Raw genomic sequence first — 24,344 nt, forward strand, 5'->3', positions numbered from 1 at the left:
ATCAGCTCAGGATCTCCTCCAGGGTCACGTAGTCGCCCACGTGGCCAGCCATCTTCTCGGCATCGGTCCGCACCGGCAGAGTCTTCTTTCCGGGGCGCCAGTTGGCGGGGCAGACCTCGCCGGTCCGGGTGGCGTGCTGCCAGGCCTCGATCTGGCGGAGGAACTCGTTCACGTTCCGGCCGACGGAATCCGCCTGGACCTCCTGGGCCACGCAGATGCCCTCGGGGGTGAAGAGGAAGCGCCCACGGAGAGCCACGCCTTCCTCCTCGATGAGCACCCCGAAGGCCCGGCTCACCTCCTGGTTGGTGTCGGAGCCGATGGTGAGCACCAAGCCCTTCAGAAGGGGTTCCGTCTCCACGAAGCGCTTGTGGGAGAACTTGGTGTCCGTGGAGACCGCCAGGATCTCCACCCCCAGTTTGGTGAACTCGTCGGCCTTGGCGTTCATGGCCGCAATCTCCGTGGGGCAGACGAAGGTGAAGTCGGCGGGGTAGAAGCAGACCACCGTCCACTTCCCCTTATAGTCCTCGCTCGAGACGGTTCTGAAGTGGCCCGTCCTGGCGTCAAAGGCGTCCATCGTGAACGCAGGCATCTCTCGGCGCACCATGGTGGAACTCATGGGTTCGACCTCCTTGGGGGTTCCAGAAGCGGTATCCGCTTTGGGTTGGGGGGATTTGCGGGGCCTCAGGCCGGCGTCGCATGGCATGGAAAGCTCCTTGAAGGGCCTGAATCCTCAGGCGTTCTCATCAGATTTACAAAACAAAAAGGCTTTGGCAAGCCTTTTTTTCAGCCCATGCTCAGAATCCTGAACCCCGAGACTCCTGCTCCGCCATCTGCTCTAGGATGGCCCCGATAATGCCCTCCATGGCCCGGGCGGGCGCCTCCTGGGGCCGGTGCTCCACGAAGGGAAGGCCACGGTCCGCGTCCTCCCCGATGCCGGGGTCCAGGGGCAGCTCGCCCAGGAAGGGGAGACCCATCTCCTCCGCCAGGATCCGGCCCCCCCCCTTGCGGAAGATGGCCACCTGCTCCCCGCAGCGGGGACAGGTGAAGCCGCTCATGTTCTCGATCACCCCCAGGATGGGCACCCGGAGCTGCCGACAGAAGGTCACGGCCTTGCGCACATCCACGGCGGCCACCCGCTGGGGAGAGGTTACCACCACAGCGCCCTGGGGCGACAGGACCTGACAGACCGTGAGGGGTTCGTCTCCGGTGCCCGGTGGGGCGTCCACGATCAGGTAGTCCAGGTCACCCCATGCCACATCCCTTACGAACTGCTTGATGAGCTTCATCTTCATGGGCCCACGCCAGATCAGGGCCTCGTCCTGACCTGAGAGCAGGAAGGCCACGGACATCACCTTGAGCGCCCCGGCGGAAAGCGGCTTCAGGCCGTCAGGGCCCCGGGAGATGGAGAAGCCTTCGAGCCCCAGCATCGTGGGCACGCTTGGCCCATGGACGTCCACGTCCAGCAAACCCACCCGGTGGCCCGCATCCCGAAGGGCCACCGCGAGGTTTACCGCAACGGTGCTCTTGCCCACCCCTCCCTTCCCAGACAGGACCAGGAGGGTGTGGCGGATCCGGCAGAGCCGGGCCTGGATGGCCCGACGCTCCTCGAAGGCCTCGGGAGTCTCCCCGGGCTTCGGCTCCTGGGCCGGGCAGTCGTTGCGCGCGCAGCCCTGGCAAGGGTTCGGTGTTCCAGGCGTGGGTTCCATGGGAGCGTCCTAGGGGCGGTTGCGCATGGCGCCGATGGCGATCTCGGCGGCATTGGTGAGGGGGTAGGCCACCGGCGAGGCCGTCAGGGCCGGATGGGTTCCCATCTGGAACATGGCGATGTCCTCGGCGTGCATGCGTTGCTGGACGCAGGCGGCCATGACATTGAGCAGCTCCCCGGCCGCGCTGTTGCCCCGGACCTGCCCGCCGAGCATGACCCCGGAGCTGGCCTCGAAGACCAGTTTAACCTTCATGGGGGCCCCGCCGGGCATGCCGCCCGGGTGGCGGTTGGGGCCCTCCACAGTGGCCGTAACCACCTCGTAGCCCTCCCCCCTGGCAGCCGTCTCGGTCAGGCCTGCGGTGCCGAGGGCCAGGTCACCGATGGCGGTGGACCAGACACCGATCGTGCCGCTGTTTTCCCGGGTGATGCCATAGAGATTGGCCCCGGCGATGCGGGCTTCCATGGTCGCGATGGAAGCGAGCTTGAGACTGGAGGGGCGACCCCCGAAAAAGGAGTGCTTCTTTGCACAGTCGCCGCACGCGAATACGCCCGGTTCAGAGGTGCGCATGGCCCGGTCCACCCGGATCGCCCCACTGGTTCCCAGTTCCAATCCGGCCATCTGGGCGATCTGGACATTGGGGAGCGCCCCGGCCCCAAGGATCACCACATCCGCCTTCAGCTCACCGCCATCCCCCAGCAGGACCTTCTCCACCTGGGCCTCCCCCAGGATGGCCTGGACCCTGGTGGAAGCCCGGATCTGTACCCCCCGAGCCCGCAGCGCCTCTTCCGCCTCCTCGCAGAACTCCGTGTCGTAGGAGAGACTCAGGCAGTGGGGAGCGATCTCCACGATGGTGACATTGGGGATTCCGCGTTTCCGGATTTCATCGGCAAACTCGATGCCGATGAATCCGCCGCCTATGATGACCACATCCTGGGCACTCTCCAGGGCCTGCTGGAGCTCCAGGAGCCTGGGGATGTCCTTGACGATGGGGAACACCCCCTGAAGCCCCGTCCCTGGGATGGGAGGGACAGAAGGGTCGGAACCCGTGGCAAGGATGAGTCTCTCGAACGAAACGGCCCCACAGTCGGTCACCACGGACTTCTGCTGCAAGTCCAGTGCCAGGGCCTCGGCTTGCAGGATTTCCACACCCGCCTTCTCCAGGAGCGCGTCGGGGATGAGATTCCGGGAAGGACTCCCCACCGTGCCGAAGATGTACGGGATCCCACAGGGGATCAGGACTTCCTTCTCCTTCCGTATGACCAGGACGGACTTCCGCGGGTGGTGCCTCTTGGCTGTCAGGGCAGCCGTGACCCCGGCGGCACTGCCGCCCAGGATCACGATATCGGCATTCTTCATAGGGGCTCCTTGGGAGTGGGGGCGGCCGGATTCGGGGTTATCCCCGGGCGGCCCGGTAGTAGAGATCGCCGTGCAGATGGAGGCTTTCGATCTGCCCGGCAGCTTGAAGTCTGTGGAGGTATTTCAGGACCTCCAGGGGCGCGATCCCAAGCCCGAGTGACGCATCCGCAGCCCTGCACGGACGGCGCCCCAAGAGCTCGACCAGGGCCGATTCGGGGTCGGTGGACAGAGCGGCATCCTGAACCGGAGAAGGCGTTCCGGCAATGACTTCAGACCCGCCCGGGAAGAGGGCCAGTGCCGCCTGGAGGGCTTCCACGGGGAGGGCCTCCACCCCTTCGACGGCAGCGGGGCGTTCCACCGTGTTGAGCTGGATCCGGGCAGGTCCGATGGATCCTGCAAGATGGGCGATGCGCCGAAGCTCGTCCTGCCCATCGTTCTGACCGGCCACCAGCATGACCTCCAGCCAGACCTCCCCGGGAAAGTGGGCGGTGAACCTTCCGAGCCCCTCCAGTATGGCCCCGAAGGCTAGCCCGGGGTGGGGGCGGTTGATCCGATGGAAGGCCTCCTCATCCCCGGCGTCGAGGGAGGGGAGCACGACATCCGCAGGCTCCAGGGCCTCCCGCACCGCGGGAAGGTGGAGGAGGGAGCCATTGGTCAGGACGGCAACGGGGATCGTCGTCAGTTTCTTGATGCCCTGGAGGATGGGACCCAGCTCCAGGTCAAGGGTCGGCTCACCGGAGCCCGCCAGGCTGATGAAGTCCGGACGAGGCCCATGGGTGAGGGCATGTTCCAGTTCCGGGAGCACCTCGTCGGCACGGGCGTGGGTACGGCGCCCCAGCGTCCTGCAGGTGGTGGACCCCAATTGGCAGTAGATGCAGTCGTAAGTGCAGGTCTTCCAGGGCACCAGATCCACGCCCAGGGACCTCCCCAGGCGCCTGGAGGGCACCGGACCGTAGACGCGACCCGGGATCATGCCGTCCTCACGACCTTTCCCCGGGGCCCTTCAGGGTGTCCAGCCTCTGCCGCAGGTCCGAGAGGCGGGCCTCCAGTTCCTGCGCTTCCCGCTCCAGCATCGAGACGCTGTCTCCCGCGGTGGGACCGCCCGTTTCATCGAAGGCACGGCGCCCGAAGAAGCGCCCACAGCGCCCCCGACCACCCCCACGCCCGGTTCCACGCCCCTGCGGGAGTGCCTCTGCGCCCGGCGCGCAACGCCCGAGCCCCCGTCCTGTCCTGGGACCTGCCCCCATGGGGCCACTTCCGTTCCTGTTCGGCATGATATTGCTCCTTTCCGGCGAATTCATCGCCTCGCCATGGCTGTTCCGCACTTGGGACACAGCTGTTGTTTGCATGGGGTTCCTGGGGCGTGGGACGCTTCCTGGCCGCATACCGGGCAGACGCAGACGCCATGGCAGCTCCTGTTCCGCCCCCCCCGGCCCCCCCCCTGCCCCTGATTCCGCGGCCCCCGTCCGCAGCCGGGCATCCGGAAGCGGCTCTCATCCAGGCCTTCGAAGACCCAGGCATGCAGGATCTCCTCCACCCTTCCGGTCAGGAAGGGGACCACCCGGATCCCCCGCTCTTCTACAGCGAGCCGGAAGGGGGTGGATATCGCTCCACAAAGAAGGGTCTGGACGCCGAGGGCAGCCAGCTGCGCCGCCCTGGCCTCAGGCACAAGCGAGTCGAAAGTCGCCCGCCTCCGCCCCAGAACCTGGCCCACCTCGCAGTCCACGAGCAGAAGCTCGCCGACGGTGTCGAAAACGGGGGCGATCCGGTCGGTGAGAGTGGAGATAGCGATTTTCATCATGGATTCCTGCCTTGCAGCCAAGCTCAAAACAAGTTCCGTGCCACACCACCACTTAATCACCAAAAACTGCAAACAGAAGCTATAACCATCAAACGTCCACTCAAGGGGGGCTCACACCACTGCCGATTCGCTACGGTATCCCTTGATGACCGCAGCATTTGCACTACGGTATGCACACCAGGGACTGCCCCGTGGGGGCCCCTTGACCACAAGGGATGCGGGTCTAACGGCTCCGCCCATCCTCAGTCGGCAGGGGAATGCCAAGCCGCTTCACCCGGCGGAGGAGGGTTGTCTTGTGGACCCCCAGGGCTGCGGCAGCGGCGCTCCGGTTGCCCCGGTGGGTCTCCAGCGCCCGGAGAATGGCCTGGCGATCCAGGGCATCATGGGCACTGGCCCTGTTGGTTCCGTCCCAGGGACGGAAGGCCAGGAGCTCATCCGGGAGGTGCTCGATGCCGATGGGTGCTTCGCCGCAGAGAATGAAGGCCCGCTCAATGGCATTCTCCAACTCGCGGATATTGCCGGGCCAGTCATGGGCCATGAGAAGCGAGAGCGCCTCGGGCCGGATTCCCTGCACCCGCCGGCCTTGGAGGTGGTTGAAACGCTCGATGAATTGGTCCACCAGAAGCGGCAGATCCTCCATGCGCTGGCGCAGGGAAGGGAGTTCAACGCGGATGACATTGATGCGGTAGTAGAGGTCCTCGCGAAAGGTCCCCTGGGCCACCCGTTCGGCAAGATTCCGGTTAGTGGCGGCGATGACCCGGACATCCGCCTGTTCGGTCCGGGTCCCCCCCAGGGGCTCGTAGGTCCTCTCCTGGAGAACACGCAGGAGCTTGACCTGGAGAGCCGGGGACAGCTCTCCGAGTTCGTCCAGGAAGAGGGTCCCGCCCCTGGCCAGAGCGAAGCGACCCGGCTTGTCCCGGGTGGCCCCGGTGAAAGCGCCGGCCTTGTACCCGAAGAGTTCGGATTCCAGAAGCGGATCGGGTAGGGCGCCACAGTTCAGGGCCACGAAGGGCCCCTGACTCCTGGAGCTCATCGCATGCAGGGCACGGGCGATCCGCTCCTTGCCAGTTCCGGACGCCCCCAGGATCAGAACCGTGCTGGGACTGGCGGCCAGGGCTGGCAGCATGCCCAGAATCCTACGCATGGCCGGGCTGTGACTGGCCAAGTCGCCGACCCCCCTGTGCCCACCCAACTCCCGACGCAGGGCCTCCAATTCTGACAGATCCCGGAAAGTCTCGGCGCCGCCGATGACGCTCCCGTCGAGCCCCCGCATCACCGCAGTACTGATGCTGATGGGGACGCGCTGTCCTTCGGCGGTGACGATGAATCCGGACACCCCGATCCGGGGCTTCCCGCCCTGCACGGTGCTCTTGAGTGGGCAGTCCTCCCCGCACATGCTCGACCGGAAGACATCGGAACAGGATTGCCCGATGGCCTCGGAACGGGATACGCCAGTGATCTCCTCCGCAGCGCGGTTGAAGGAAAGGATCCGCCATTCCAGGTCAACGGTGAACACGCCGTCGGAGATGCTCTCCAGGATAGCTTCCGTGGGGGATGAGTAAAGAGCTTCGGATCGTTTGGAACGGGACATAGCAGAGGACCTCATGGAGGCTGGAGCAGAAAGGCCATTGACCATTTAGAGCATTCGCTCAATACTCCAATTCGAGCCTTTGCTCACAACCCCTATCCGAGGATACCCCATGACCAGGATCGCAGTAACCAGTGAAGGCCCCACCCTCCAGGACGCCGTGGATCCGCGCTTCGGCCGGGCCGGGGGCTTCATCGTCGTGGACACAGACACCATGGCCACGAGTTATGTGGACAACGGCGCATCCCAGGTCATGGCCCAAGGGGCGGGCATCCAGGCCGCCGAGAACATCGTCAACGCGGGCGCCGAAATCCTGCTGACGGGCTTCGTGGGCCCCAAGGCCTTCGCGGCCCTCCAAGCGGCCGGTGTGAAGGTGGGACAGAACCTGGAAAACCTCTCCGTCGGAGAGGCCATCGAGCGCTTCAAGGCAGGAAGCGTCAGCTTCGCAGACGCCCCCAACCGCGAGAGCCACTCATGATCGTAGCCGTTGCCAGCGGCAAGGGAGGCACCGGTAAGACCACCGTGTCCGCCTCCCTGGCAGCCACCTGGGAGCGGCCCCTGGTGGCCGTCGATCTGGATGTGGAGGAGCCCAACCTCCACCTATTCCTGAAGCCGAGCCTGGTCTCCATCGAGACCGTAAACCTGGAAGTACCGGTACTGGATGCGGAGCGGTGCACCCTCTGTCGCGCATGCACTGAGCTTTGCCAATTCAAGGCCTTGGCCATCTTCGGGAAAACCCTCATGGTCATGCCTGAGATGTGCCATGGTTGTGGCGGCTGCTTCGAAGTCTGCCCCACGGGTGCCCTCAAGCCTGGGAGCCGGGAACTGGGGGTCATGGAAATCGGCCACAGCCGGGGCTCCATCCCCTGCCTCACGGGCCGTCTGCGCATCGGCGAATCCATGAGTCCTCCCCTCATGCGGCACATCCGCCATCGCATGGCCGAGATGGCTTCAGACATGAGCGCCGATGTCATCATCGACGCCCCTCCGGGAGTGAGCTGCCCCGCCATGAATGCGGTGCAGGATAGCGATGTCATCCTCCTGGTCACCGAGCCCACCCCCTTCGGATTCCACGACTTCCAGCTGGCCTGGGAGGCCTTCACCCCCCTAAAGAAACCCATGGGGGTGGTGATCAACCGGGCGGGCCTGGGGGATGATCGGGCCTATGCCTTCTGCAAGGCCAAGGGATTGCCCATCCTGGCGGAAATCCCCTATCGAAGGGAGATCGCCGAGCACTATGCCAAGGGTGGACTTCTGGCAGAACTGGACAACGAGATGCGCTGGACCTTCGCCAGCCTCCAGGAGGGCCTGGATCGCCTTCACGGACAGGATCCCCGGGCTCAGCCTGGAGATCCTGTGGGGGAGTGCGAGGGGGGACGAAGAGCGAGCAGCGCGAGCGGGCGGTCCCCCCTCGCCCCGGATCAGGGGGCGGCCCATGCGTGAAATCGTCGTAATCAGTGGCAAGGGTGGCACCGGGAAGACCTCCCTCACGGCGGCCTTCGCCCATCTTGCCCAGAATAAGATCCTTTGCGACCTGGACGTGGACGCCCCGGATCTCCACATCCTCCTGGAGCCCAAAACCACGCGCCAGTGCGCCTTCCTGTCAGGCCACGAAGCCACCATCGACCCGGCCCTCTGCCAGGCCTGCGGCATCTGTGCCGCGAAGTGCCGCTTTAGAGCCATCCAGGCCGTCGAGGGAAGCTACCGGATCGACCCCACCCGCTGCGAGGGGTGCAAGGTCTGTGTAGCCCTCTGTCCGCATCAGGCCATCGATTTCCAGGAAAGGCTCTGTGGCACCTGGTACCAGAGTGAGACCCGCTTCGGCCCCATGGTCCACGCCCAGCTCTTCCCGGGCCAGGAGAACTCGGGCCGCCTGGTCTCCCTCCTGAAGCAGCAGGCCCGGGATCTGGCCGAGCAGAGGGGCATCGATCTGATCATCAGCGATGGCTCCCCTGGCATCGGGTGCCCGGTGATCGCCTCCCTGTCCCAGGCCACCCTGGCCCTGATCGTGACGGAGCCGACCCCCTCAGGCATGCACGACCTCAAGCGGATTGCCGAACTGTGCGAGCACTTCCGGATCCGCATCGCCGTGCTCGTCAACAAGTGGGATCTGAACCCTGAGAACACCACCGCCATCGAGTCCCTTTGTTTGGAAAAGGGATATGCCATGGCGGGACGCCTGCCCCATGACACCCAGGTGGCCCAGGCCATGGTCCAGCGCAAAGCTGTGACGGAACTGGATGAAAACCCCTTCAACCTCCAGGTGCGCCAGATCTGGAAGGGCATCGAAGCCCTGCTTCCCAACCACTGATCCAAGGAGAAAGCCCATGAACAACAAGGCACGCATCGCCATCCCCTCCGCCATGCCCGGCGGCCTCGAAGCCGGACTCGGCCAGCACTTCGGCCACTGCGATATCTACACCATCGTGGATGTGGAGGCCGGCAAGGTCACCCAGGTGAGCACCCTCCCCAATGTTCCCCACCAGCAGGGCGGCTGCATGGCCCCCGTCAACCACCTCGCGAAGAATGGCGTCAACGCCCTCATCGCCGGTGGCATGGGGCTCCGCCCCCTCATGGGCTTCAACCAGGTGGGCATCGAGGTCTACCACGGCGGTAGCGCCTCAGATGTGGATACCGCCGTGAAGTCCTGGCTCCTGGGCGCCCTGCCCCGCTACACCAAGGAGCAGACCTGCGGCGGCGGACAGCACTGAGATGCGGATCGCCATTGTTACCCAACGCAAGGAGGCCCTCAGCGCCTTCGCTGAGGGCCTGGCATCCCACGGGGTGACGATCGACTGGATCGCCGCCCCCCAGGATGCCGTTGCCCAAGCCCGCATGTACCCGAGGGATATGGTCATCCTCGACGATCTAACTGGGAATTTCAGGGCCTGCCTGAGTGACCTGCTGATGGCCAACGCCCTGATCCACACGGCCGTGATCACCACCATCCCCCCAGAGCAGTTCCATGAGGAGAGCGAGGGCCTGGGCGTTCTGACATCCATTCCCCCCGCCCCCAACGCGGAACATGCCCACTATCTGATGGGCAAGCTCCAGGAGATCCAGGGCTTCTGATTGTTATGGAGGAGGCCATGTGCCTTGCCGTTCCATCCGGGGATTTAGAAAGCGCCCAGGAAACGTTGGAGGAAAGCCGGTCCCGGCTCCACGAGCATTGCGTCGTGTGCTGGGATCGACACCCCTTCGGGCTCAAAGTCCCCTACCAGGTCATTGATGAGCACACGGTGGAGGGACGTTTTCCCTGTGGCAAGTCCTACGAGGGGTACCGCGACATCATCCATGGAGGCGTCGTTTCCAGCCTCCTGGATGGCGCCATGGCCAACTGCATCCTGGCCAAAGGCCTGGAAGCCTACACCGTCGATTTCCGCCTGCGTTTCCGGGGACCCGTCATGGCCGGAACCGAGGCCGTCATCCGGGGGCAGTGGCTCCGCAGCGAGGGACCATTGCATCTACTCCAGGCCGCCATCATCCAGGAAGGGAGAACCCTGGTCACCGCCCGGGCCAAGTTCTTTGCAGGGAACCCCAAAGGGACGCCCCAGCCCCTCCCAACCGCGAAGGGTGCCCAGGAACTCATCCGGGATTCCCGCAAGCGATTGCGCTGAACCACAAGGCCAGCCCATGTGTACCATTGAAAACCTGCTGACCACCCTTGAAGGGGGATACGGCGCCACGCTACTCGGTAGCACCCAGGCAGCCTTCAGCACCGCCCTCCTGGCCCTGATGGCGCCGGGAGAGCACGTCCTGATCACCAGCGGGGAACGTCCTTCCCAAGCGAGGCTCAGCGAACATCTTCGGGTGCGCTTCGGTGTCGAAGTCGACGAGGTGGACACCTCGGATACCGATGCAGTCAGGGCGGCCCTGAAGCCCAACACTAGGCTGATCATCGTAGAAACCCCGTCCCACAGCGGGCTCAAGGTTACCGATCTCGCCGAGATCAGCCGCACAGCGCGTCAGGCTCACGCCCTGCTCATGGTCGACTCCACACTGGCTGGCCCCTACGTCCAGAGCCCTCTGGCCCTGGGGGCACACCTTGTCATGCATCCGCTCGCCCACCTGATCGGGGAGTCGGGACAGGAAGGCGCTCTGCTGGTGGCCCGCCAGGGTGCTGTCCATAAGCGGATTCGGGAAATGAGCCGAATCCTTGGGAACCGCCAAGAGTTGCTCCGGGCTCCAGGCTTGTCAACACTGGCGCTGCGCGAGGAGCGCGCCCAGGAAAACGCCAAGGAAGTAGCGGAATGGCTCATGGGTCACCCCCAGATCCAGGCCGTGCATCACCTCAGTCTGGAAACGCATCCTCATCACGAGCGGGCTCGCCACCAGATGCGGGGGCCCGGTCCAGGCGTCTCCTTCGAATTGAAGACAGGGAGGAAGGACGCCCTGGAACTGTTGCCCAGGCTTCCCAGCCTCAACCCCTGGGTGGACACCCATGGCACGCTCCACCTCCTGGTCGGTTTTGGAGACAACCAGGACCTCATGGAAGAACTGGACGAGGGTCTCAAGCGCCTCCAGCGTTGCTCCTCTGTCGCGAGGGACAACGAATGAAGCAAGCACCCACCCCCGGGACCATCCAAGCCATCCACGATCAGCCCTTCCCTGATCTGGTTCGCCGGGCCATGGAATGCCATCACCAGCACTGGAATCCACGGGAAATCCAGTTCTGCGTCCTGGATGCCCTCAGGACCGGAAACTGTTCCGAAGACTGCGCCTACTGCGCCCAAAGCGCCCACCACACCACGGAACTCAAGCCCAATCCACTCAAGGAGGAAGCCAGTGTCCTGGCCGGAGCCCTCCAGGCCAAGGCAGCGGGCGCCACACGCTACTGCATGGCCACCTCGGGGCGCGCTCTACGGGAAGGGCCGGATTTCGAGCACGTGCTGGGCATCGTGCGGGCCGTGAGCGACCTGGGGATGGAACCCTGCGTCAGCCTGGGTCTCATCAACAGCGCTCAGGCCCGGCGCCTCAAGGCTGCGGGCTGCGCTATCTACAACCACAACCTGGATTCGAGCCGCCTGGTCTACGAGCGCATCGTCTCCACCCATACCTTCGATGAGCGATTGGCCACCATCCGGGCGGTCCGGGATGCCGGGCTCCAGGTCTGCTGCGGGGGCATCCTGGGCCTGGGGGAAAGCGTGAATGACCGCATTCACTTTCTCCACGAGTTGGCGAGCCTGGATCCCGTCCCCGACGCCATCCCCATCAACATCCTCGTGCCCATCCCCGGCACGCCCCTCGAGGGTATGCCGCCGGTGCCGCCCCTGGAGGTGATCCGGGTCATCGCCACCACCCGAATCCTCTTCCCCACCAGCCGCATCCGTTTGGCTGCTGGCCGGAGCAGCCTCGGCCCAGAGGCCCAGGCCTTGGCCTTCCTCTGCGGCGCCAATTCCATCTTCACCGGCGAGAAGCTCCTGACCACGCCCGGTAGCGAGGTCGATTCTGACCAAGCGCTGCTGAGGAACTTGGGCATGCACTCTGAAGGGAGAGTGGGATGAGGATCGGCATCATCATCTGCGGACGCTATCAGGACTGCGGAGGCGGCAAGTGCTTCAGGGCCCTGCGGGAACGCCTGGGCAGCTTTGCCCGGTACCCCAAGGACGAGCCTTTGGAGGTCGTCGGCTACTCAACCTGTGGCGGGTGCCCCGGGGGCAATGTGGAATACCTTCCCGCCGAATTCCAGAAGAACGGTTGTCAGGCCGTCCACCTCGCCACTGGGCTGGTGGTGGGTTACCCCCCCTGTCCCAATATCCGGAACTTCAAGAGCTTCATCGAGGGACACTATGGCCTCCCGGTCGTGGTAGGCACCCATCCCATCCCCATGAAATACATGGAGACCCATCGCCAGCTCCCCTTCTGGAAAGATGCGCGGATGCAGGAGCTCGCCGACGACCTCCTGTCGGACGCCCCAGATGTGATGGAGGCCTACAATTGAAGGCCTTCCGGCACATCTACCACTCATTCCTTCCAGGTAATTCAGGCTCCCTGGACAGGCATCCTGTGTCCTCCAGGAGTTCGCAGGAGAAAAGTTTCCGCGTCGGTCATCAACGTTGGAGGGATCTTCTCCCACCCCGCCCCGATCAGCACACCAGCCCGAACCACTGACTTTCGAGGGCCCTATGCCTATTTCCGTCCAACTTCCAGATGACTCTATCCGCCAGCTTGCAGACGGTGCGACGGGCCTTGATCTGGCCCGCAGCATCAGCCCGCGTCTACTGGATGCGGCCCTGGCCGTCAGGATGGACGGCGTGCTCCGGGATCTGAACACCCCCCTGGAGGCGAGCTCAAAGGTGGCAATCCTTACGGCCAAGGATCCTGAATCCTTGGAGATCTTGCGCCACTCTGCCGCCCACCTCCTGGCCCAGGCTGTGAAGTGCCTCTTCCCCCAAGCCAAGGCAGGCGTCGGGCCGGTCATCGAGGATGGCTTCTACTACGACTTCCTGGTGGAGACCTTCTTCACCCCCGAGGACTTGGCCGCCATTGAAGCGGAGATGGTGCGCCTAGCGGAGGCTGATCTGCCCATCACCCGGGAGGAAGTGGACCGGAACATGGCGATCCAGCAATTCCGGGCCCTGAGCGAACCCCTGAAGGTGGAATTGGCCGAGGCCATCCCGGAGGGCGAGACCATCACCCTCTACCGCCAGGGGGATTTCCTGGACCTTTGCCGGGGGCCCCATGTGCCCAACACCGGCAAGCTCAAGGCCTTCAAGCTGCTCCAGACCGCCGCCGCCTATTGGAAGGGCAATGAGAAGAACGCCCAACTCTGCCGCATCTACGGCACCGCCTTCCACACCCGGAAGGAGCTTGAGGATCACCTGAAACGCCTGGAGGAGGCCAAAGCCAGGGACCACCGCAAACTGGGCCGGGAACTGGGCCTCTTCTCCTTCCACCCTGAAGCCCCGGCCTCCCCCTTCTTCCACCCCAAGGGGACGTTGGTCTACAACGAGCTGCTGGCCTATCTCCGGAGCCTCTATCGCCGCCGAGGCTACCAGGAGCTGATTACGCCCCAGGCCCTGGATGTGAGCCTCTGGAAAACCTCCGGCCACTATGACAAATACCAGGAGAGCATGTATTTCACCGAGGTCGACGAGCGGGAATATGCCCTCAAGCCCATGAACTGCCCCACCCACTGCCTGATCTACGGCACCGAGAAGCACAGCTACCGGGATCTCCCCATCCGCTATGCGGACTTCGGGCGCATCCATCGATACGAACGAAGTGGGGTCACCCAAGGCCTTACCCGCGTGCGAACCTTCTGCCAGGACGACGGACACATCATCTGCACACCCGAGCAGATGAAGCCAGAGATGGCCTCCTTCTTCACGTTTCTGAGGGAGGTGTATGCCACCTTCGGCTTTGACGAAGTCCGGGTAGCCCTTTCCACGCGACCCGAGCAGCGTCTTGGCAGCGACGAGATCTGGGACGAGGCCGAGGGGGCTCTCGCCGAGGCCCTGCAGGAAGCGGGCATGGCTTACCATATCAACCCCGGCGAAGGGGCCTTCTACGGCCCCAAGATCGAGTTCCAGGTGCTGGACGCCCTGCGCCGCCCCTGGCAGCTCGGCACCGTCCAGGTGGACTACTCCATGCCCGCCCGCTTCGGCCTCACCTACGTGAAGCCGGACGGCAGCGAAGGCACCCCAGTCATGCTGCACCGGGCCATCCTCGGCAGTCTGGAGCGTTTCCTGGGCATCCTCATCGAGCACTGCGCCGGGGCCTTCCCGGTGTGGCTGGCCCCTGTCCAGATCGCCATCCTGCCCATAACAGATCGGGCCCACGACTATGCCCGCCGGATCCATGCGATGGCCCTGGACCTGGATTTCCGAGCCGAACTGGACCTGCGCAACGAAAAGGTGAACGCCAAGATCCGGGACGCCCAGCTCCAGCAGATCCCCTACATGCTCGTTCTGGGGGATCGAGAGGCAGCCGATGACACCGTCTCGGTGCGCCATCGCCGGGACGGCAACCTGGGAACCCAGACCTTGGATGCCTTCCTGACAGACCTGCAGAAACAAATCCGACTGCGCGAACGCTAAAGGACCAGTATGGAAATCCAACTAGCCCTCAACAACTACACAGGAAAATCGGGTCCGCGCCTCAACTGCGCCCAGTCGGTGGCCGCTGCCTTCGGGGTGGATCCCCAGGGCTTCGCCGCCTTCGGCGGGGGGCAGGCCCCGGAAGGCTGGTGCGGGGCAGCCTACGCCGCCGCTCACCTCACCGGAAACCCCGAAGCCATCCGCAACGCCTTCCAGGAGAAGGCCGGGGCCATCACTTGCAAAGCCATCCGCCAGAACCGGATCCTTCCCTGCCCAGGCTGCGTCGAGACCGCCGCCCACCTCACCAAGGAATTCAAGCCATGAGCACTTGGAACCCCATCCCCACCCGCACCCGTCCCGAAAACTTCGGCCCCATGAAGGACGCCAGCGCCCACGCCCGGTTCAAGGGCCCCTGCGGCGACACCATGGAGTTCTGGCTCTACCTGGACGGCGTCCACATCCGGGAGGCCAGCTTCACCACCGACGGCTGCGACACCTCCGTGGCCTGCGGCAGCGTGGCCGCCCATCTCTGCATCGACCGCTCCATCGGCGAGATGAAGGCCTTCAAGCCAGAAGAGGTCATCGAGGTGCTGGGATGGCAGGAACAGGAGGAGTCCCATCACTGCGCCCTCCTGGCGGTGCGTACCATCGGCATGGCCATCAAGGACTATGAGGCGCGCCTCAAGGCCGAGGAAGAAGCCCAGGGGTGTTCCCAGGATTCCTGTAGCTCCGAATGCTGCGAAAGCTGCAGCAGCCCCTGCGATTCGCCCAAGGATTCCGTGAGCCTGACGACTCTGGCCGGGGCGGGAAAGATCAAGCAGCGCATCCTGGTGCTTTCCGGCAAAGGCGGCGTCGGGAAGAGCACCGTGGCCACCAATCTCGCCATGGCCTTCGCCTCCCAGGGCCTGACGACCGGGCTGCTGGATGTGGATATCCATGGCCCCAGCGTCCCCAAGCTCCTGGGTCTTGATGACGAGCCTCTCCTGACTGAAGGCCCCAATCTGATCCCCGTTGAACTGGGGAATCTGAAGGTCATGTCCATGGGCTTCGCCCTGGGAGCGGATCAGCCCGCCATCTGGCGCGGCCCCATGAAAGCCGGCGTGGTGGAACAGTTCGTCCAGCGGGTCCACTGGGGCGAATTGGATGTGCTGGTGGTGGACTGCCCCCCGGGCACCGGGGATGAACACTTGTCCCTGAAGCAAGCCCTTGGCGCCGTGGACGGGGCTGTCATTGTCACGACCCCCCAGGAGGTCGCCGTATTGGACGCCCGCAAGGCCGTCTCCTTCTGCAAAGCCGCCGATATCCCGGTCTTGGGCGTGATCGAGAACATGAGCGGCTTCGCTTGCCCCCACTGCTCCACAGTCACGCCCATCTTCAGCAGCGAAGGTGGAAGGCGCATGGCAGACGACATGGGCATCCCCTTCCTGGGTTCCCTGCCCCTCGACCCCAAGGTGGGCCTCGATGGCGATGCAGGACGCCCCAGGCTCTATGCCCAGGAGCAATACTTCGGGCCCGTGCTGCAGTCCTTGAGCGCGCAACTGGAAGGCGCCACCGCATGACGAAGGACCGGTCCTTGCCCATCCACCCCATAGGTGTCATCCGCACACCTCACAAGGAGGCAGAAAAGACCCCCATCCAACCTTGCTTTGCCCGGGAGATCCGGGGAGAGATCGAGGTGAACCCCGAATTTGCTGAGGGACTAATGGGAATCGAGGGCTTTTCCCATCTCCACCTGATCTACCACCTGCATCAGGCGGAGCCAGGCCCCCTGGTGGTCAAACCCTTCCTGACGGACGAACCCACCGGCATCTTCGCCTGCCGCTACCCCGAACGCCCCAACGGCATCGGTCTCAGCGTGGTCCGCCTCCTGGGCGTCGAGGGTTGCCGCTTGGTGGTAGAGGATGTGGACATGCTGGATGGAAGCCCCCTCCTGGACATCAAGCCCTATTTCCCCAAAGCCGATCGTCCTGAGGGTACCTGGGGCGGATGGACCGAGGAGGTGGACTCCCAAGATGCGCAACTCCGGGGCAAGAGGCAATCCAACCATGGATAAGGTCAGGATCACCCTCCTGGTGGACAATCAGGCTGCTATGCCGGGCCTCCAGACGGAGCACGGACTCAGTTTCTGGATCCAGCGGGACGCCGACACGGTGCTCTTCGACACCGGGGCCTCCGGGGCCTGGGCCGCCAACGCCCAGACCCTCGGATTGCCCACAGACACTATCCAGCACCTGGTCCTCAGCCACGGTCACCGGGACCACACCGGAGGCATCCCCGAGGCCCTCCAGGCCTCCCCGGAGGCTCGGATCTACATGCACCCCAAGACCCTAATGCCCCGCTACAGCCTCCACCCGGGCATGGGGCCCCGTCCCCTCGGCCTACCCTCGGCCTCATGGAAGGCATTGACCCCATACTCGGATGCCCTCCGGTGGAGCACTGCCCCCATGCGGCTGGCCCGAGACATGGGCATCACAGGCCCCATCCTCCGGCGCCACCCCCAGGAATCCAGCTCAGGCCCATTCTTCCTGGACCCGGAGGGGCGCCAGACCGATCCCTTGGAGGATGACCAGGCCTTGTGGATCCAGACTCCCGAGGGGCTGGTCATCGTGTTGGGCTGTGCCCACGCCGGAGTGGCCAACACCCTGGACCACATCCGAGAGATCACAGGGGAATCCCGGATTCGTGCCGTCATTGGAGGCATTCACCTGGCCAAGGCCGATCAGGAACGCCTGGAATTCACCGCAGAACGTATTCGGGAAGCTGGCGTCCAGGAGGTCCAAGCGTGCCACTGCACAGGCGAAAGCGTTGCCCTGTCCATGGGCTATGGCTGGATGCGGGCTGGGGGTAGTTGGGAAACATAGGCGGCTCCCCAAACGGGGCTGGCCGTACACCACAGGAGTGACAATGAAGGCCAACGATCTCTACAGAAACAAGAAGTCAGCTCTTTCCTTCGAATTTTTCCCCTATCGGGATGCGGCCAGCGCCAAATCATTTGCCGAAACCATCGGTGTCCTCGCTCCCCTCAAGCCGGACTATATGTCCGTGACCTTCGGAGCCGGAGGCTCCACCTGTGATGGTTCGTACCAGACAGTCCGCCAACTGGTGAAAGATCACGGTCAACCTACCGTTGCCTATATCGCAGGATACGGACTCGCTCCAGAAGCCATCATCCAAGTGCTGGACCGATACCGCGACCTGGGCATCCAGACCATATTCGTACTCCGCGGAGATCAGCCGAAGGAAGCCGATTTCGCAGCTCACCCAGATAGCTTCACGTATGCCTCGGACCTCATCGCCTTCATCAAGAAAAACTACTCCTTCACGCTTGGCTGTGCGGGCTATCCCGAAGGTCACCTCGAATGCCAGAGCCCGGAAAAGAACCTCGACTACCTCAAACAGAAGGTTGATAACGGGGCAGAGTACGTGGTCACCCAATATTTTTACGACAACGACTTCTTCTTCCGGTATGTGGATCAGTGCCGCAAGGCAGGCATCCAGGTCCCCATCATTCCCGGCGTCATGCCGGTATACACCCTCAAGATGACCCAGAACCTGGCAAAGGTCTGTGGCTCCAGCATCCCCCCATTCCTCCAGGCCCGCATGGATGCGGTAGACGCCTCCGATAAGCAGGCAGTCCTCGATCTTGGTGCCGACTTCGCCACGCAACAGTGCCGTGGCCTGCTCAAAACAGGAATTGCGGGTCTCCATATCTACACCATGGACCGCAGTTACACCACCGCCAAGATCGTGAACACCCTGCGAAGCGAGAACCTGCTCTAGACTTCCCCTCATTGTCCCAAAACCAGCAGCCGCATCCATGAGACAGTGGGCAGCGCACTCTTATGCCTCCTGCACCAGAGAGGAATCATGAACATGATCGATGTTCAGTCCCGCAAGGACCATCGCGGCATAGCCCTTGACCATGTGGGGGTGGCTGGGCTTCGCTATCCCATCGTTGTCCTTGACCAAGCCCACGGGAAACAGAAAACGGTCGCTGAAATCACCATGTCCGTAAACCTGCCACATCACTTCAAAGGCACCCATATGAGCCGCTTTGTGGAAGTGCTCAATCACTACCACGGCGAGATCACGATAAGAACGCTGCCCAAACTCCTCCATACCCTGCGAAGCAAATTGAATGCAGAGAGCGCACGGGTCAAACTGACCTTCCCATACTTCCTCGAGCGCAAAGCCCCCCAGAGCCATGCAGGGGGACTCATGGACTTCGAATGTCAGTTCGTTGGCGAAATGAGGGGGGAGACCCTTGACTTCATTTTAGGGGTGAAGGTGCCCGTCACAAGCCTTTGCCCATGCAGCAAAGAGATCAGTGATTACGGAGCCCACAATCAGAGAGGTATCCTTTTCATCGAAGTGCGCACAACCCTTGAGGAATCGGGCCAACCACGAATGATCTGGATAGAAGAACTCATCGCTGTGGCAGAATCTTCAGCATCCTCCCCGGTCTATCCTGTTTTGAAGAGACCGGATGAACGCCACGTCACCATGCAAGCATATGACAATCCGGTCTTCGTAGAGGACATGGCCCGAAATGCGGCGGTTCAGCTCCAGCAGGACCCGCGCATCGCATGGTTTCGCATCCATGCTGAGAATTTCGAAAGCATCCACAATCACAGCGCGTTTGCTTCGCTAGAACAGTGGGCAAAACCTGACTGAGTGGTGGAGGCCTGTCGTGCCATTTTCTCGACCTCAGTCTTGACTGGCAGAGTCTTCTTGCCAGGCCTCCAGTTGGCGGAGAATCGTTGAACGACCGCTCCGCGGCGGGGGGTGCCGCCGTATGGTGAGTCCACGCAGCAATAAATCTAGCAATCCCATGCAAATGAAGGATCCTTGGTCATCGCGATGTAGATGCATCGCCAGACGACCAAGGAGGTAACACGGGCACGAACGCCCACCACTCCCATGTCCAATCAAGGAATGCGAATGCGTCTGGCCCGACGCCCTGGTCGCCGGGAGGGAGCACACGGGTACGGAAGGTTTGAGAAACGTCCAGAAAAGGCCAGGGGCCGATCCGGCAAAACCGTTTCATCAAGGCACCATTCCGATCCTCCGTACGAGAAATCGTAAGCGAGACGCCCCACTTACAGGATCCAGTATCTTTTAATCTCCCACGCAATGCACGCTCCATCTGCCTCCACGGCCCGTCCGGACGACTTGACAGCTGTTGGGTGGATCGGGAACCCTCTTCATGGGTGCGGTGGCAACGCCGCAGGTCTCCGGAAAGGTCGGGCCGCCTTTCCATTGGAGAAGCTATGATTTTCGCGGCCCTTGTTGCGGACCCTCAAGCGGGGACTCTCTTTCTGCTGGCAGCCCTATGGTTGGCGGCAAAGGTAGGGGGCGAGCTCGCCATTCGATTCCGCCTCCCGGTGGTGGCCGGCGAACTGGGGGCAGGCTTGGCCCTGGCCACACTCTCCATGGCCTTCCCGATCATCCCCCCTGTCACTTCCTTCCCTGCGGCAGATCTGCTGGGATACCTCGGCGTCGTCGTCCTGATGTTCGCGGTGGGCCTGGAAAGCACCGTGCCCCAGATGATACGGGTCGGCATCCCCGCCCTTAGGGTCGCCATAGTGGGCGTACTGGTGCCCATGGCCATGGGGCTTGCGGGGGCATGGCTGATGCTCCCGAAGGGAACCCACTTCGCGGTGGACCTCTTCATCGGTGCATGCCTCTGTGCCACGTCCATCGGGATTTCCGTCCAGGTCCTCCGCGAGAAGGGCGCAGCCAAAAGCCCAGAAGGGAAGGTCATCGTAGGGGCTGCGGTCATGGATGACGTGCTTGGCCTCTTGGTGCTGGTTGCCGTCAGCGGTGTCGTTGCGGTCTCCGGTACAGGCTCTGGGCTGCCGTGGGGCTCCCTGGGGCGGACTCTGGGCCTGGCCTTGCTCTTTCTGGCCCTTGCCCTGACTGTGGGGCGATTCCTGACGCCCCACCTGTTCAGATTGGCCAATCGCTTCCGGGGTGAGCAACTCCTGCTTCCCGTGGGCCTGGGATTCGCCTTCCTCCTGGCTTGGCTGGGCAACCAGGCGGGTCTGGCCACCATCGTTGGTGCCTATGCCGCAGGCCTCATCCTGGAACCCGCCACCATCCGCACCTTGGAGGAACGCGAACTGCACAGCCTGGAGCACCTGCTCCATCCTCTGGTCGTCATCCTCTCCCCCCTATTCTTCGTGCTGATGGGTGCCAAGGTCGATCCCCGCGCTTTCCTGTCCTGGAGGACCATCGGCTTCGCCCTACTTCTGGCCGTCCTTGGGACTGTTGGGAAGCTGGTCGCGGGCTATGCAGCGGGGAAGGGGCTGCGCTCAATCGTCGTGGGTTGGGGCATGGTGCCACGGGGTGAGGTCGGCTTGATCTTCGTGGCCACCGGCAGCGCCCTTACACTCGGGGGGAGTCCACTCCTTTCCCCGGAGGTCCAGGCAGGTATCGTCGGCGCCCTTCTGCTCACCACGATTGCCGGACCGATCGGCCTGGGACGGGTCCTCAAGACTCGCTGAGCCCTGGCTCAAATCTTGGCGGCTGTTGGGATTCCAGAGCGCTCTGAGGGAGCTTGTCCCGTATTCGGGAGTTAGTCTAGAGATTGATAGAGTGGTTATTGTCCGCTGATGTTCAATATTATTATTGTATAAATCATCATCTACAGATCTTTGTTTGCAATTTGGATATATATAACACCTGGGTTGGGTATGCAAATTCAATTTCTTCAGTTGCAAACGCCTTGTAAATACCTATATTTATACATTGTTGCGTATCCATGTAGATATTGTAATCTGGATCACTAAGATAATACACAACTTCAAAATGAAGGGAGAAATCTCCGAATTTGCTAAAATGGGCTCTATCAAATTTGGTTCCACCCTGCTCCTCGATAACATCCTTTATGATTCCTACAATTCTGGTAAGTTTGTCATGGGATGTCTGGTAGGTCACACCGATAGTGAACAACACCCTCCGTTCATTCATTCGTTTGTAATTCCGTATGCGACTCTTCAGCAAATCGCTATTGCTGAAAATGATTTGCTCACCGGAAAGACTTCGGATTCTGGTTGTCTTGAGCCCGATGTGGTCTACGGTCCCAAGGAATTCATCTACGATGATAAAATCACCAACTTCAACTGGTTTATCTAACACAATGCTAAGGGAGGCAAATAAGTCTCCCAGGACATTCTGAACAGCAAGAGCAACAGCAATGCCTCCAACTCCCAACCCCGCCACCAGCCCAGTAATATTCACACCCAGGTTGTCTAGGCCAAGCAGTAGAAAGATAGTCCAAGCAACGACCCTTGAGGCGAACGTAAGGGCCCGAATTGATGTCCTGTTCGCAGGATTGGCTTCCACGCTCTTTTCCAGCATTCTCCCAAAAACGAAACCGATTGCGCGATTTGCCCAAAGAATCCCCTGAATAAGAATCATCAAGACAAAGATCTTGTAGGCAATCGCGTCAAGCCTGTCTGTCAACGGAAGCCAGCGGCTCCCTATGTAGATAGAAGTGGCAACCATGGAGAATGTCTTGGTGTTTTGCAGAACCTCAGCCAGCAGATCGTCGATCTCGGTCTCGGTGCGCTTGGCAAAAGCTGTGATCCGGCTGGTCAATACTCTGCGAGCCACCCATAGAAACACCCAAGTCGCAAGGGTGACCGTAACCGGTGCGATCGAGGCCCTCAGCATGCCCGCTATGGTCTGCATGACGTAATCCTATTCCCTTGGCGGCGCTCTGTTCTGCGCCCACAAAAGGTAGTGACGAACTTGATGTAACTGTCTGCATGAACATCCCATGCGTAGTATTTGCGAACACCCCGCAATCCATTCCGGGACCAAGTTCTCCACTGTCCAGGGTCCGACAGGGCCACCTTGATGGCCTGGGCCATGGCTGCTGGGTCACGGGTATCGACAAGAAGGCCGTTCTGGCAATGATTCAGGATGTCCTTTGGGCCTCCCTGGTCAGTTGCGATCAGGGGAAGGCCGGTGGCTGCGGCTTCAATCAGGGTCAACCCGAAGGTTTCCGAGATGCTCGGATTGACGCAAAGCCCCTTCCGAGAATAGGCCAAGCGATAAAAGTTGGGGATCTGGTCGGGGGTATGGTTCTTGGGGATGGCGATATGGCCGTAGAGGTCGTATTGATCGATGGCAAACAGAATTGATTCCCAAGCCTGACTCGATGTGTCATCGAGGCCTCGGATTTCCTCACGGTTCCCGGCGATGATGACAAGGTTTGCCATTCGTCTCAGTTCTGCGTCTGCCCCAAAAGCTTGAACGAGACCTAGAAGATTTTTTCGAGGAGCGGCCCGCCCTATGGATATGAGCAGCGGCTTGCCTGGTGCCTGGAAGAACCGATCGGCGTTCTCGGCCACACCCTGAAAGCTCTTATCCCGGCCTGGGGGAAAGAAGCGCGTCAGGTCAGTGCCCGGAGGGATAACCTGGCTCTTCAATTCATCGAAGTGATCATAGGTTGAATACTGCTCAATCAATTCTTGGCCGGTGCTTGCAATCACTAGTGAGGCCTTTTCTAGCACCTCCTCCTCGACCTCAATCCGGCGAGAGAAATTAAAAATACGATCCAGTTCCTTTTCATCACCTCCAGCAGCGAGCATCGTGGCTCTCTTGTACCGGCCGAGAGAGTGGGCGGAATGGATGAAGGGTATGCCAAGGATTTTGGAGAGGCGCATCGCCACATATCCGGCATCCCCATAGTGGCTATGGATCACGTCAGGGCGCTGAGCGCCTTGACGGAGGAGGCCGAGATAGGCTTCTACAAGTTGATCAAGATGGTTCCAGAGTCTCTCTTTGCGGATGTAGCCTTGTGGCCCACACGGCATTCGCAGGATTCGGGCTTTGGGGTTGATGACTTCCACAGGCTGGGCATAGTCACGATCCAGGGCCGGGTCGTTGATAAGGCGGGTCAGGAGTTCGACGCAAGCCACACCTGAGTGACGACTCAACGCCTTCGCCAATTCAAGAACATAGAGGACCTGTCCACCTGTGTCTGGATCTTTGCCGAGTTCAGGGGCTGAGGCGCGGATGAGTCCGTGTACGCTAATCAGGAGAATACGAAGCTTCTTGTGTGTCATGTGAGCCTCGAATAGGTCAAAACGGGACTCTGGATAGCCTGAAGGATCCCAACTGGGCCGCTTTTGGTCGGCACAAACGCGTTTCGGACTTGATGCCTTTTGGAGCTAGTCCAAATCGCCCCATCTGGCATGAGCACCACCGCATCAGCAATAGAGAAAAGCCCTAGATCATTCTCTGAATCACCGCAGGCTACGATGGGGGCGGAGAGATGTAGGCTCGAATGGAGAAATGCCGCAGCAGTACCTTTATGGAGCCCGTTTGGCAGTATGTCTATACAGCGTCCCGTCACGAGGACATCTACCCGGGCTCCAGCTTCTTCCAGATTTTTTCTCAGATGTTCGGAGAGCAATTTGATATTGCGTCCGGGCAGAACCTCAAGGGCAATCCTTCGAAGAGGCGTTATTCCCTCCTGACGTTGAACACCCTCGGGAATCCAACGATTGGCCATCAGCTCAAGAAAGTCACTATCCCACCGTTTTCTTACCCAATCGGCGTAGTCCTGATCCTCATCCCAGTCACCTTGGATAGTCCGGTGGTAAATGGCCGTTCCAACGTCCGTAATGAGGTGGTTTGGCCATCGTTGGATCCGCCCCTCAAGAACCCCCAGTGCTGAAGCCAAGGTCCGGCCCGTTGCAAAGGTGAGGGTGATGTCAGGGGTGGCCGCGAGATGGGCTTCCAAGCGTCTAAGAGAGCTTGGGGCGCTCCTGGGGTGTAGCCAAGTTCCGTCCAAGTCGGAAATCAGATGCATAATTCCTCCGTCAGTGAATCTTTCGCAC

At 61.9% G+C, this 24,344-nt stretch carries 27 protein-coding genes; 17 read left to right on the top strand and 10 right to left on the bottom strand.

The genetic code is table 11. The annotated features are described in order from the left end of the window. Position 1: 1 nt before the first annotated feature. The 7 genes from HOLFODRAFT_RS0203875 to HOLFODRAFT_RS0203905 all read right to left on the bottom strand — a co-directional run bounded on the left by HOLFODRAFT_RS0203875 (position 2) and on the right by HOLFODRAFT_RS0203905 (position 6,454). Positions 2-574 (bottom strand): peroxiredoxin, encoded by a 573-nt coding sequence (locus HOLFODRAFT_RS0203875; protein WP_425280007.1) that lies wholly within the window; start codon positions 572-574, stop codon positions 2-4. Positions 575-794: 220 nt separating this feature from the next. Continuing rightward, on the bottom strand, positions 795-1,706 hold the full coding sequence (locus HOLFODRAFT_RS0203880; protein WP_005032526.1) for an Mrp/NBP35 family ATP-binding protein: 912 nt from the start codon (positions 1,704-1,706) through the stop codon (positions 795-797). Positions 1,707-1,715: 9 nt separating this feature from the next. Next, positions 1,716-3,062: an FAD-dependent oxidoreductase gene (locus HOLFODRAFT_RS0203885; protein WP_005032523.1), complete on the bottom strand. Its 1,347-nt coding sequence runs from the start codon at positions 3,060-3,062 to the stop codon at positions 1,716-1,718. Between the two features lie 37 nt (positions 3,063-3,099). Next, positions 3,100-4,035 carry a radical SAM protein gene (locus HOLFODRAFT_RS0203890; RefSeq protein ID WP_005032521.1) on the bottom strand — a complete coding sequence of 312 codons (936 nt, stop codon included), beginning with the start codon at positions 4,033-4,035 and terminating at the stop codon, positions 3,100-3,102. Positions 4,036-4,042: 7 nt separating this feature from the next. Beyond that, a complete protein-coding gene (locus HOLFODRAFT_RS23795) occupies positions 4,043-4,336 on the bottom strand; it encodes a DUF5320 domain-containing protein (RefSeq protein ID WP_005032518.1) in 294 nt (97 codons plus the stop codon). Positions 4,337-4,359: 23 nt separating this feature from the next. After that, positions 4,360-4,860 (bottom strand): NifB/NifX family molybdenum-iron cluster-binding protein, encoded by a 501-nt coding sequence (locus HOLFODRAFT_RS23800; protein WP_005032516.1) that lies wholly within the window; start codon positions 4,858-4,860, stop codon positions 4,360-4,362. 226 nt (positions 4,861-5,086) lie between these two features. Next, on the bottom strand, positions 5,087-6,454 hold the full coding sequence (locus HOLFODRAFT_RS0203905) for a sigma-54 interaction domain-containing protein (protein ID WP_005032513.1): 1,368 nt from the start codon (positions 6,452-6,454) through the stop codon (positions 5,087-5,089). Between the two features lie 109 nt (positions 6,455-6,563). On the opposite strand from HOLFODRAFT_RS0203905, the gene HOLFODRAFT_RS0203910 reads away from it, so the two are divergent. The 17 genes from HOLFODRAFT_RS0203910 to HOLFODRAFT_RS19190 all read left to right on the top strand — a co-directional run bounded on the left by HOLFODRAFT_RS0203910 (position 6,564) and on the right by HOLFODRAFT_RS19190 (position 20,996). Then, positions 6,564-6,929 (top strand): NifB/NifX family molybdenum-iron cluster-binding protein, encoded by a 366-nt coding sequence (locus tag HOLFODRAFT_RS0203910; protein ID WP_005032510.1) that lies wholly within the window; start codon positions 6,564-6,566, stop codon positions 6,927-6,929. Continuing rightward, positions 6,926-7,894, top strand: coding sequence for a nucleotide-binding protein (locus tag HOLFODRAFT_RS0203915; protein WP_005032508.1), 969 nt, complete (start codon positions 6,926-6,928; stop codon positions 7,892-7,894). The genes HOLFODRAFT_RS0203910 and HOLFODRAFT_RS0203915 overlap by 4 nt, the downstream gene beginning before the upstream one ends. Further along, positions 7,887-8,762, top strand: coding sequence for an ATP-binding protein (locus HOLFODRAFT_RS0203920; RefSeq protein ID WP_005032506.1), 876 nt, complete (start codon positions 7,887-7,889; stop codon positions 8,760-8,762). Before HOLFODRAFT_RS0203915 ends, HOLFODRAFT_RS0203920 begins: the two co-directional genes overlap by 8 nt. 16 nt (positions 8,763-8,778) lie before the next feature. Then, positions 8,779-9,162, top strand: a complete 384-nt coding sequence (locus HOLFODRAFT_RS0203925; protein WP_005032503.1) for a NifB/NifX family molybdenum-iron cluster-binding protein — start codon at positions 8,779-8,781, stop codon at positions 9,160-9,162. A gap of 1 nt (position 9,163) precedes the next feature. Further along, positions 9,164-9,523 carry a response regulator transcription factor gene (locus HOLFODRAFT_RS0203930; RefSeq protein WP_005032501.1) on the top strand — a complete coding sequence of 120 codons (360 nt, stop codon included), beginning with the start codon at positions 9,164-9,166 and terminating at the stop codon, positions 9,521-9,523. A gap of 17 nt (positions 9,524-9,540) precedes the next feature. Next, entirely contained in the window at positions 9,541-10,068 is a 528-nt protein-coding gene (locus tag HOLFODRAFT_RS22560) for a PaaI family thioesterase (protein WP_005032500.1), read from the top strand. Positions 10,069-10,084: 16 nt separating this feature from the next. Then, a complete protein-coding gene (locus HOLFODRAFT_RS19170; protein ID WP_005032497.1) occupies positions 10,085-11,008 on the top strand; it encodes an aminotransferase class V-fold PLP-dependent enzyme in 924 nt (307 codons plus the stop codon). Then, positions 11,005-11,955 (top strand): biotin synthase BioB, encoded by a 951-nt coding sequence (bioB, locus tag HOLFODRAFT_RS0203945; protein WP_005032495.1) that lies wholly within the window; start codon positions 11,005-11,007, stop codon positions 11,953-11,955. Before HOLFODRAFT_RS19170 ends, bioB begins: the two co-directional genes overlap by 4 nt. Continuing rightward, positions 11,952-12,392, top strand: coding sequence for a CGGC domain-containing protein (locus tag HOLFODRAFT_RS0203950; protein ID WP_005032493.1), 441 nt, complete (start codon positions 11,952-11,954; stop codon positions 12,390-12,392). Before bioB ends, HOLFODRAFT_RS0203950 begins: the two co-directional genes overlap by 4 nt. A gap of 184 nt (positions 12,393-12,576) precedes the next feature. Next, a complete protein-coding gene (thrS, locus tag HOLFODRAFT_RS0203955) occupies positions 12,577-14,490 on the top strand; it encodes a threonine--tRNA ligase (protein WP_005032491.1) in 1,914 nt (637 codons plus the stop codon). Positions 14,491-14,499: 9 nt separating this feature from the next. After that, a complete protein-coding gene (locus HOLFODRAFT_RS19175) occupies positions 14,500-14,814 on the top strand; it encodes a hypothetical protein (RefSeq protein ID WP_005032490.1) in 315 nt (104 codons plus the stop codon). Further along, entirely contained in the window at positions 14,811-16,049 is a 1,239-nt protein-coding gene (locus HOLFODRAFT_RS19180) for a P-loop NTPase (RefSeq protein ID WP_005032486.1), read from the top strand. The genes HOLFODRAFT_RS19175 and HOLFODRAFT_RS19180 overlap by 4 nt, the downstream gene beginning before the upstream one ends. After that, complete coding sequence (gene tsaA, locus HOLFODRAFT_RS0203970; protein ID WP_005032485.1) at positions 16,046-16,543, top strand: tRNA (N6-threonylcarbamoyladenosine(37)-N6)-methyltransferase TrmO; 498 nt, start codon at positions 16,046-16,048, stop codon at positions 16,541-16,543. Before HOLFODRAFT_RS19180 ends, tsaA begins: the two co-directional genes overlap by 4 nt. Beyond that, positions 16,536-17,351 carry an MBL fold metallo-hydrolase gene (locus tag HOLFODRAFT_RS19185; protein WP_005032483.1) on the top strand — a complete coding sequence of 272 codons (816 nt, stop codon included), beginning with the start codon at positions 16,536-16,538 and terminating at the stop codon, positions 17,349-17,351. Before tsaA ends, HOLFODRAFT_RS19185 begins: the two co-directional genes overlap by 8 nt. Before the next feature lie 43 nt (positions 17,352-17,394). Next, the gene (locus HOLFODRAFT_RS0203980) at positions 17,395-18,270 is read left to right on the top strand and encodes a methylenetetrahydrofolate reductase (RefSeq protein WP_005032481.1); all 876 of its coding nucleotides are present in this window, start codon (positions 17,395-17,397) and stop codon (positions 18,268-18,270) included. Between the two features lie 93 nt (positions 18,271-18,363). Beyond that, positions 18,364-19,164, top strand: a complete 801-nt coding sequence (gene folE2, locus HOLFODRAFT_RS0203985; protein WP_005032479.1) for a GTP cyclohydrolase FolE2 — start codon at positions 18,364-18,366, stop codon at positions 19,162-19,164. 596 nt (positions 19,165-19,760) lie between these two features. Then, entirely contained in the window at positions 19,761-20,996 is a 1,236-nt protein-coding gene (locus tag HOLFODRAFT_RS19190) for a cation:proton antiporter (RefSeq protein ID WP_005032477.1), read from the top strand. 136 nt (positions 20,997-21,132) lie between these two features. Here the strand turns inward: HOLFODRAFT_RS19190 and HOLFODRAFT_RS0203995 are convergent, their stop codons facing one another. From HOLFODRAFT_RS0203995 to HOLFODRAFT_RS23805, 3 genes are read right to left on the bottom strand one after another with little or no spacing between them, the layout of a single operon-like run. Next, a complete protein-coding gene (locus tag HOLFODRAFT_RS0203995; protein WP_005032476.1) occupies positions 21,133-22,185 on the bottom strand; it encodes a mechanosensitive ion channel family protein in 1,053 nt (350 codons plus the stop codon). Beyond that, positions 22,173-23,567 (bottom strand): glycosyltransferase, encoded by a 1,395-nt coding sequence (locus HOLFODRAFT_RS19195; RefSeq protein ID WP_005032474.1) that lies wholly within the window; start codon positions 23,565-23,567, stop codon positions 22,173-22,175. The genes HOLFODRAFT_RS0203995 and HOLFODRAFT_RS19195 overlap by 13 nt, the downstream gene beginning before the upstream one ends. Continuing rightward, positions 23,564-24,316 carry an HAD-IIB family hydrolase gene (locus HOLFODRAFT_RS23805; RefSeq protein ID WP_005032472.1) on the bottom strand — a complete coding sequence of 251 codons (753 nt, stop codon included), beginning with the start codon at positions 24,314-24,316 and terminating at the stop codon, positions 23,564-23,566. The genes HOLFODRAFT_RS19195 and HOLFODRAFT_RS23805 overlap by 4 nt, the downstream gene beginning before the upstream one ends. Positions 24,317-24,344 lie beyond the last annotated feature (28 nt).

Source organism: Holophaga foetida DSM 6591, from assembly GCF_000242615.2.
Classification (GTDB): Bacteria; Acidobacteriota; Holophagae; order Holophagales; family Holophagaceae; genus Holophaga; species Holophaga foetida.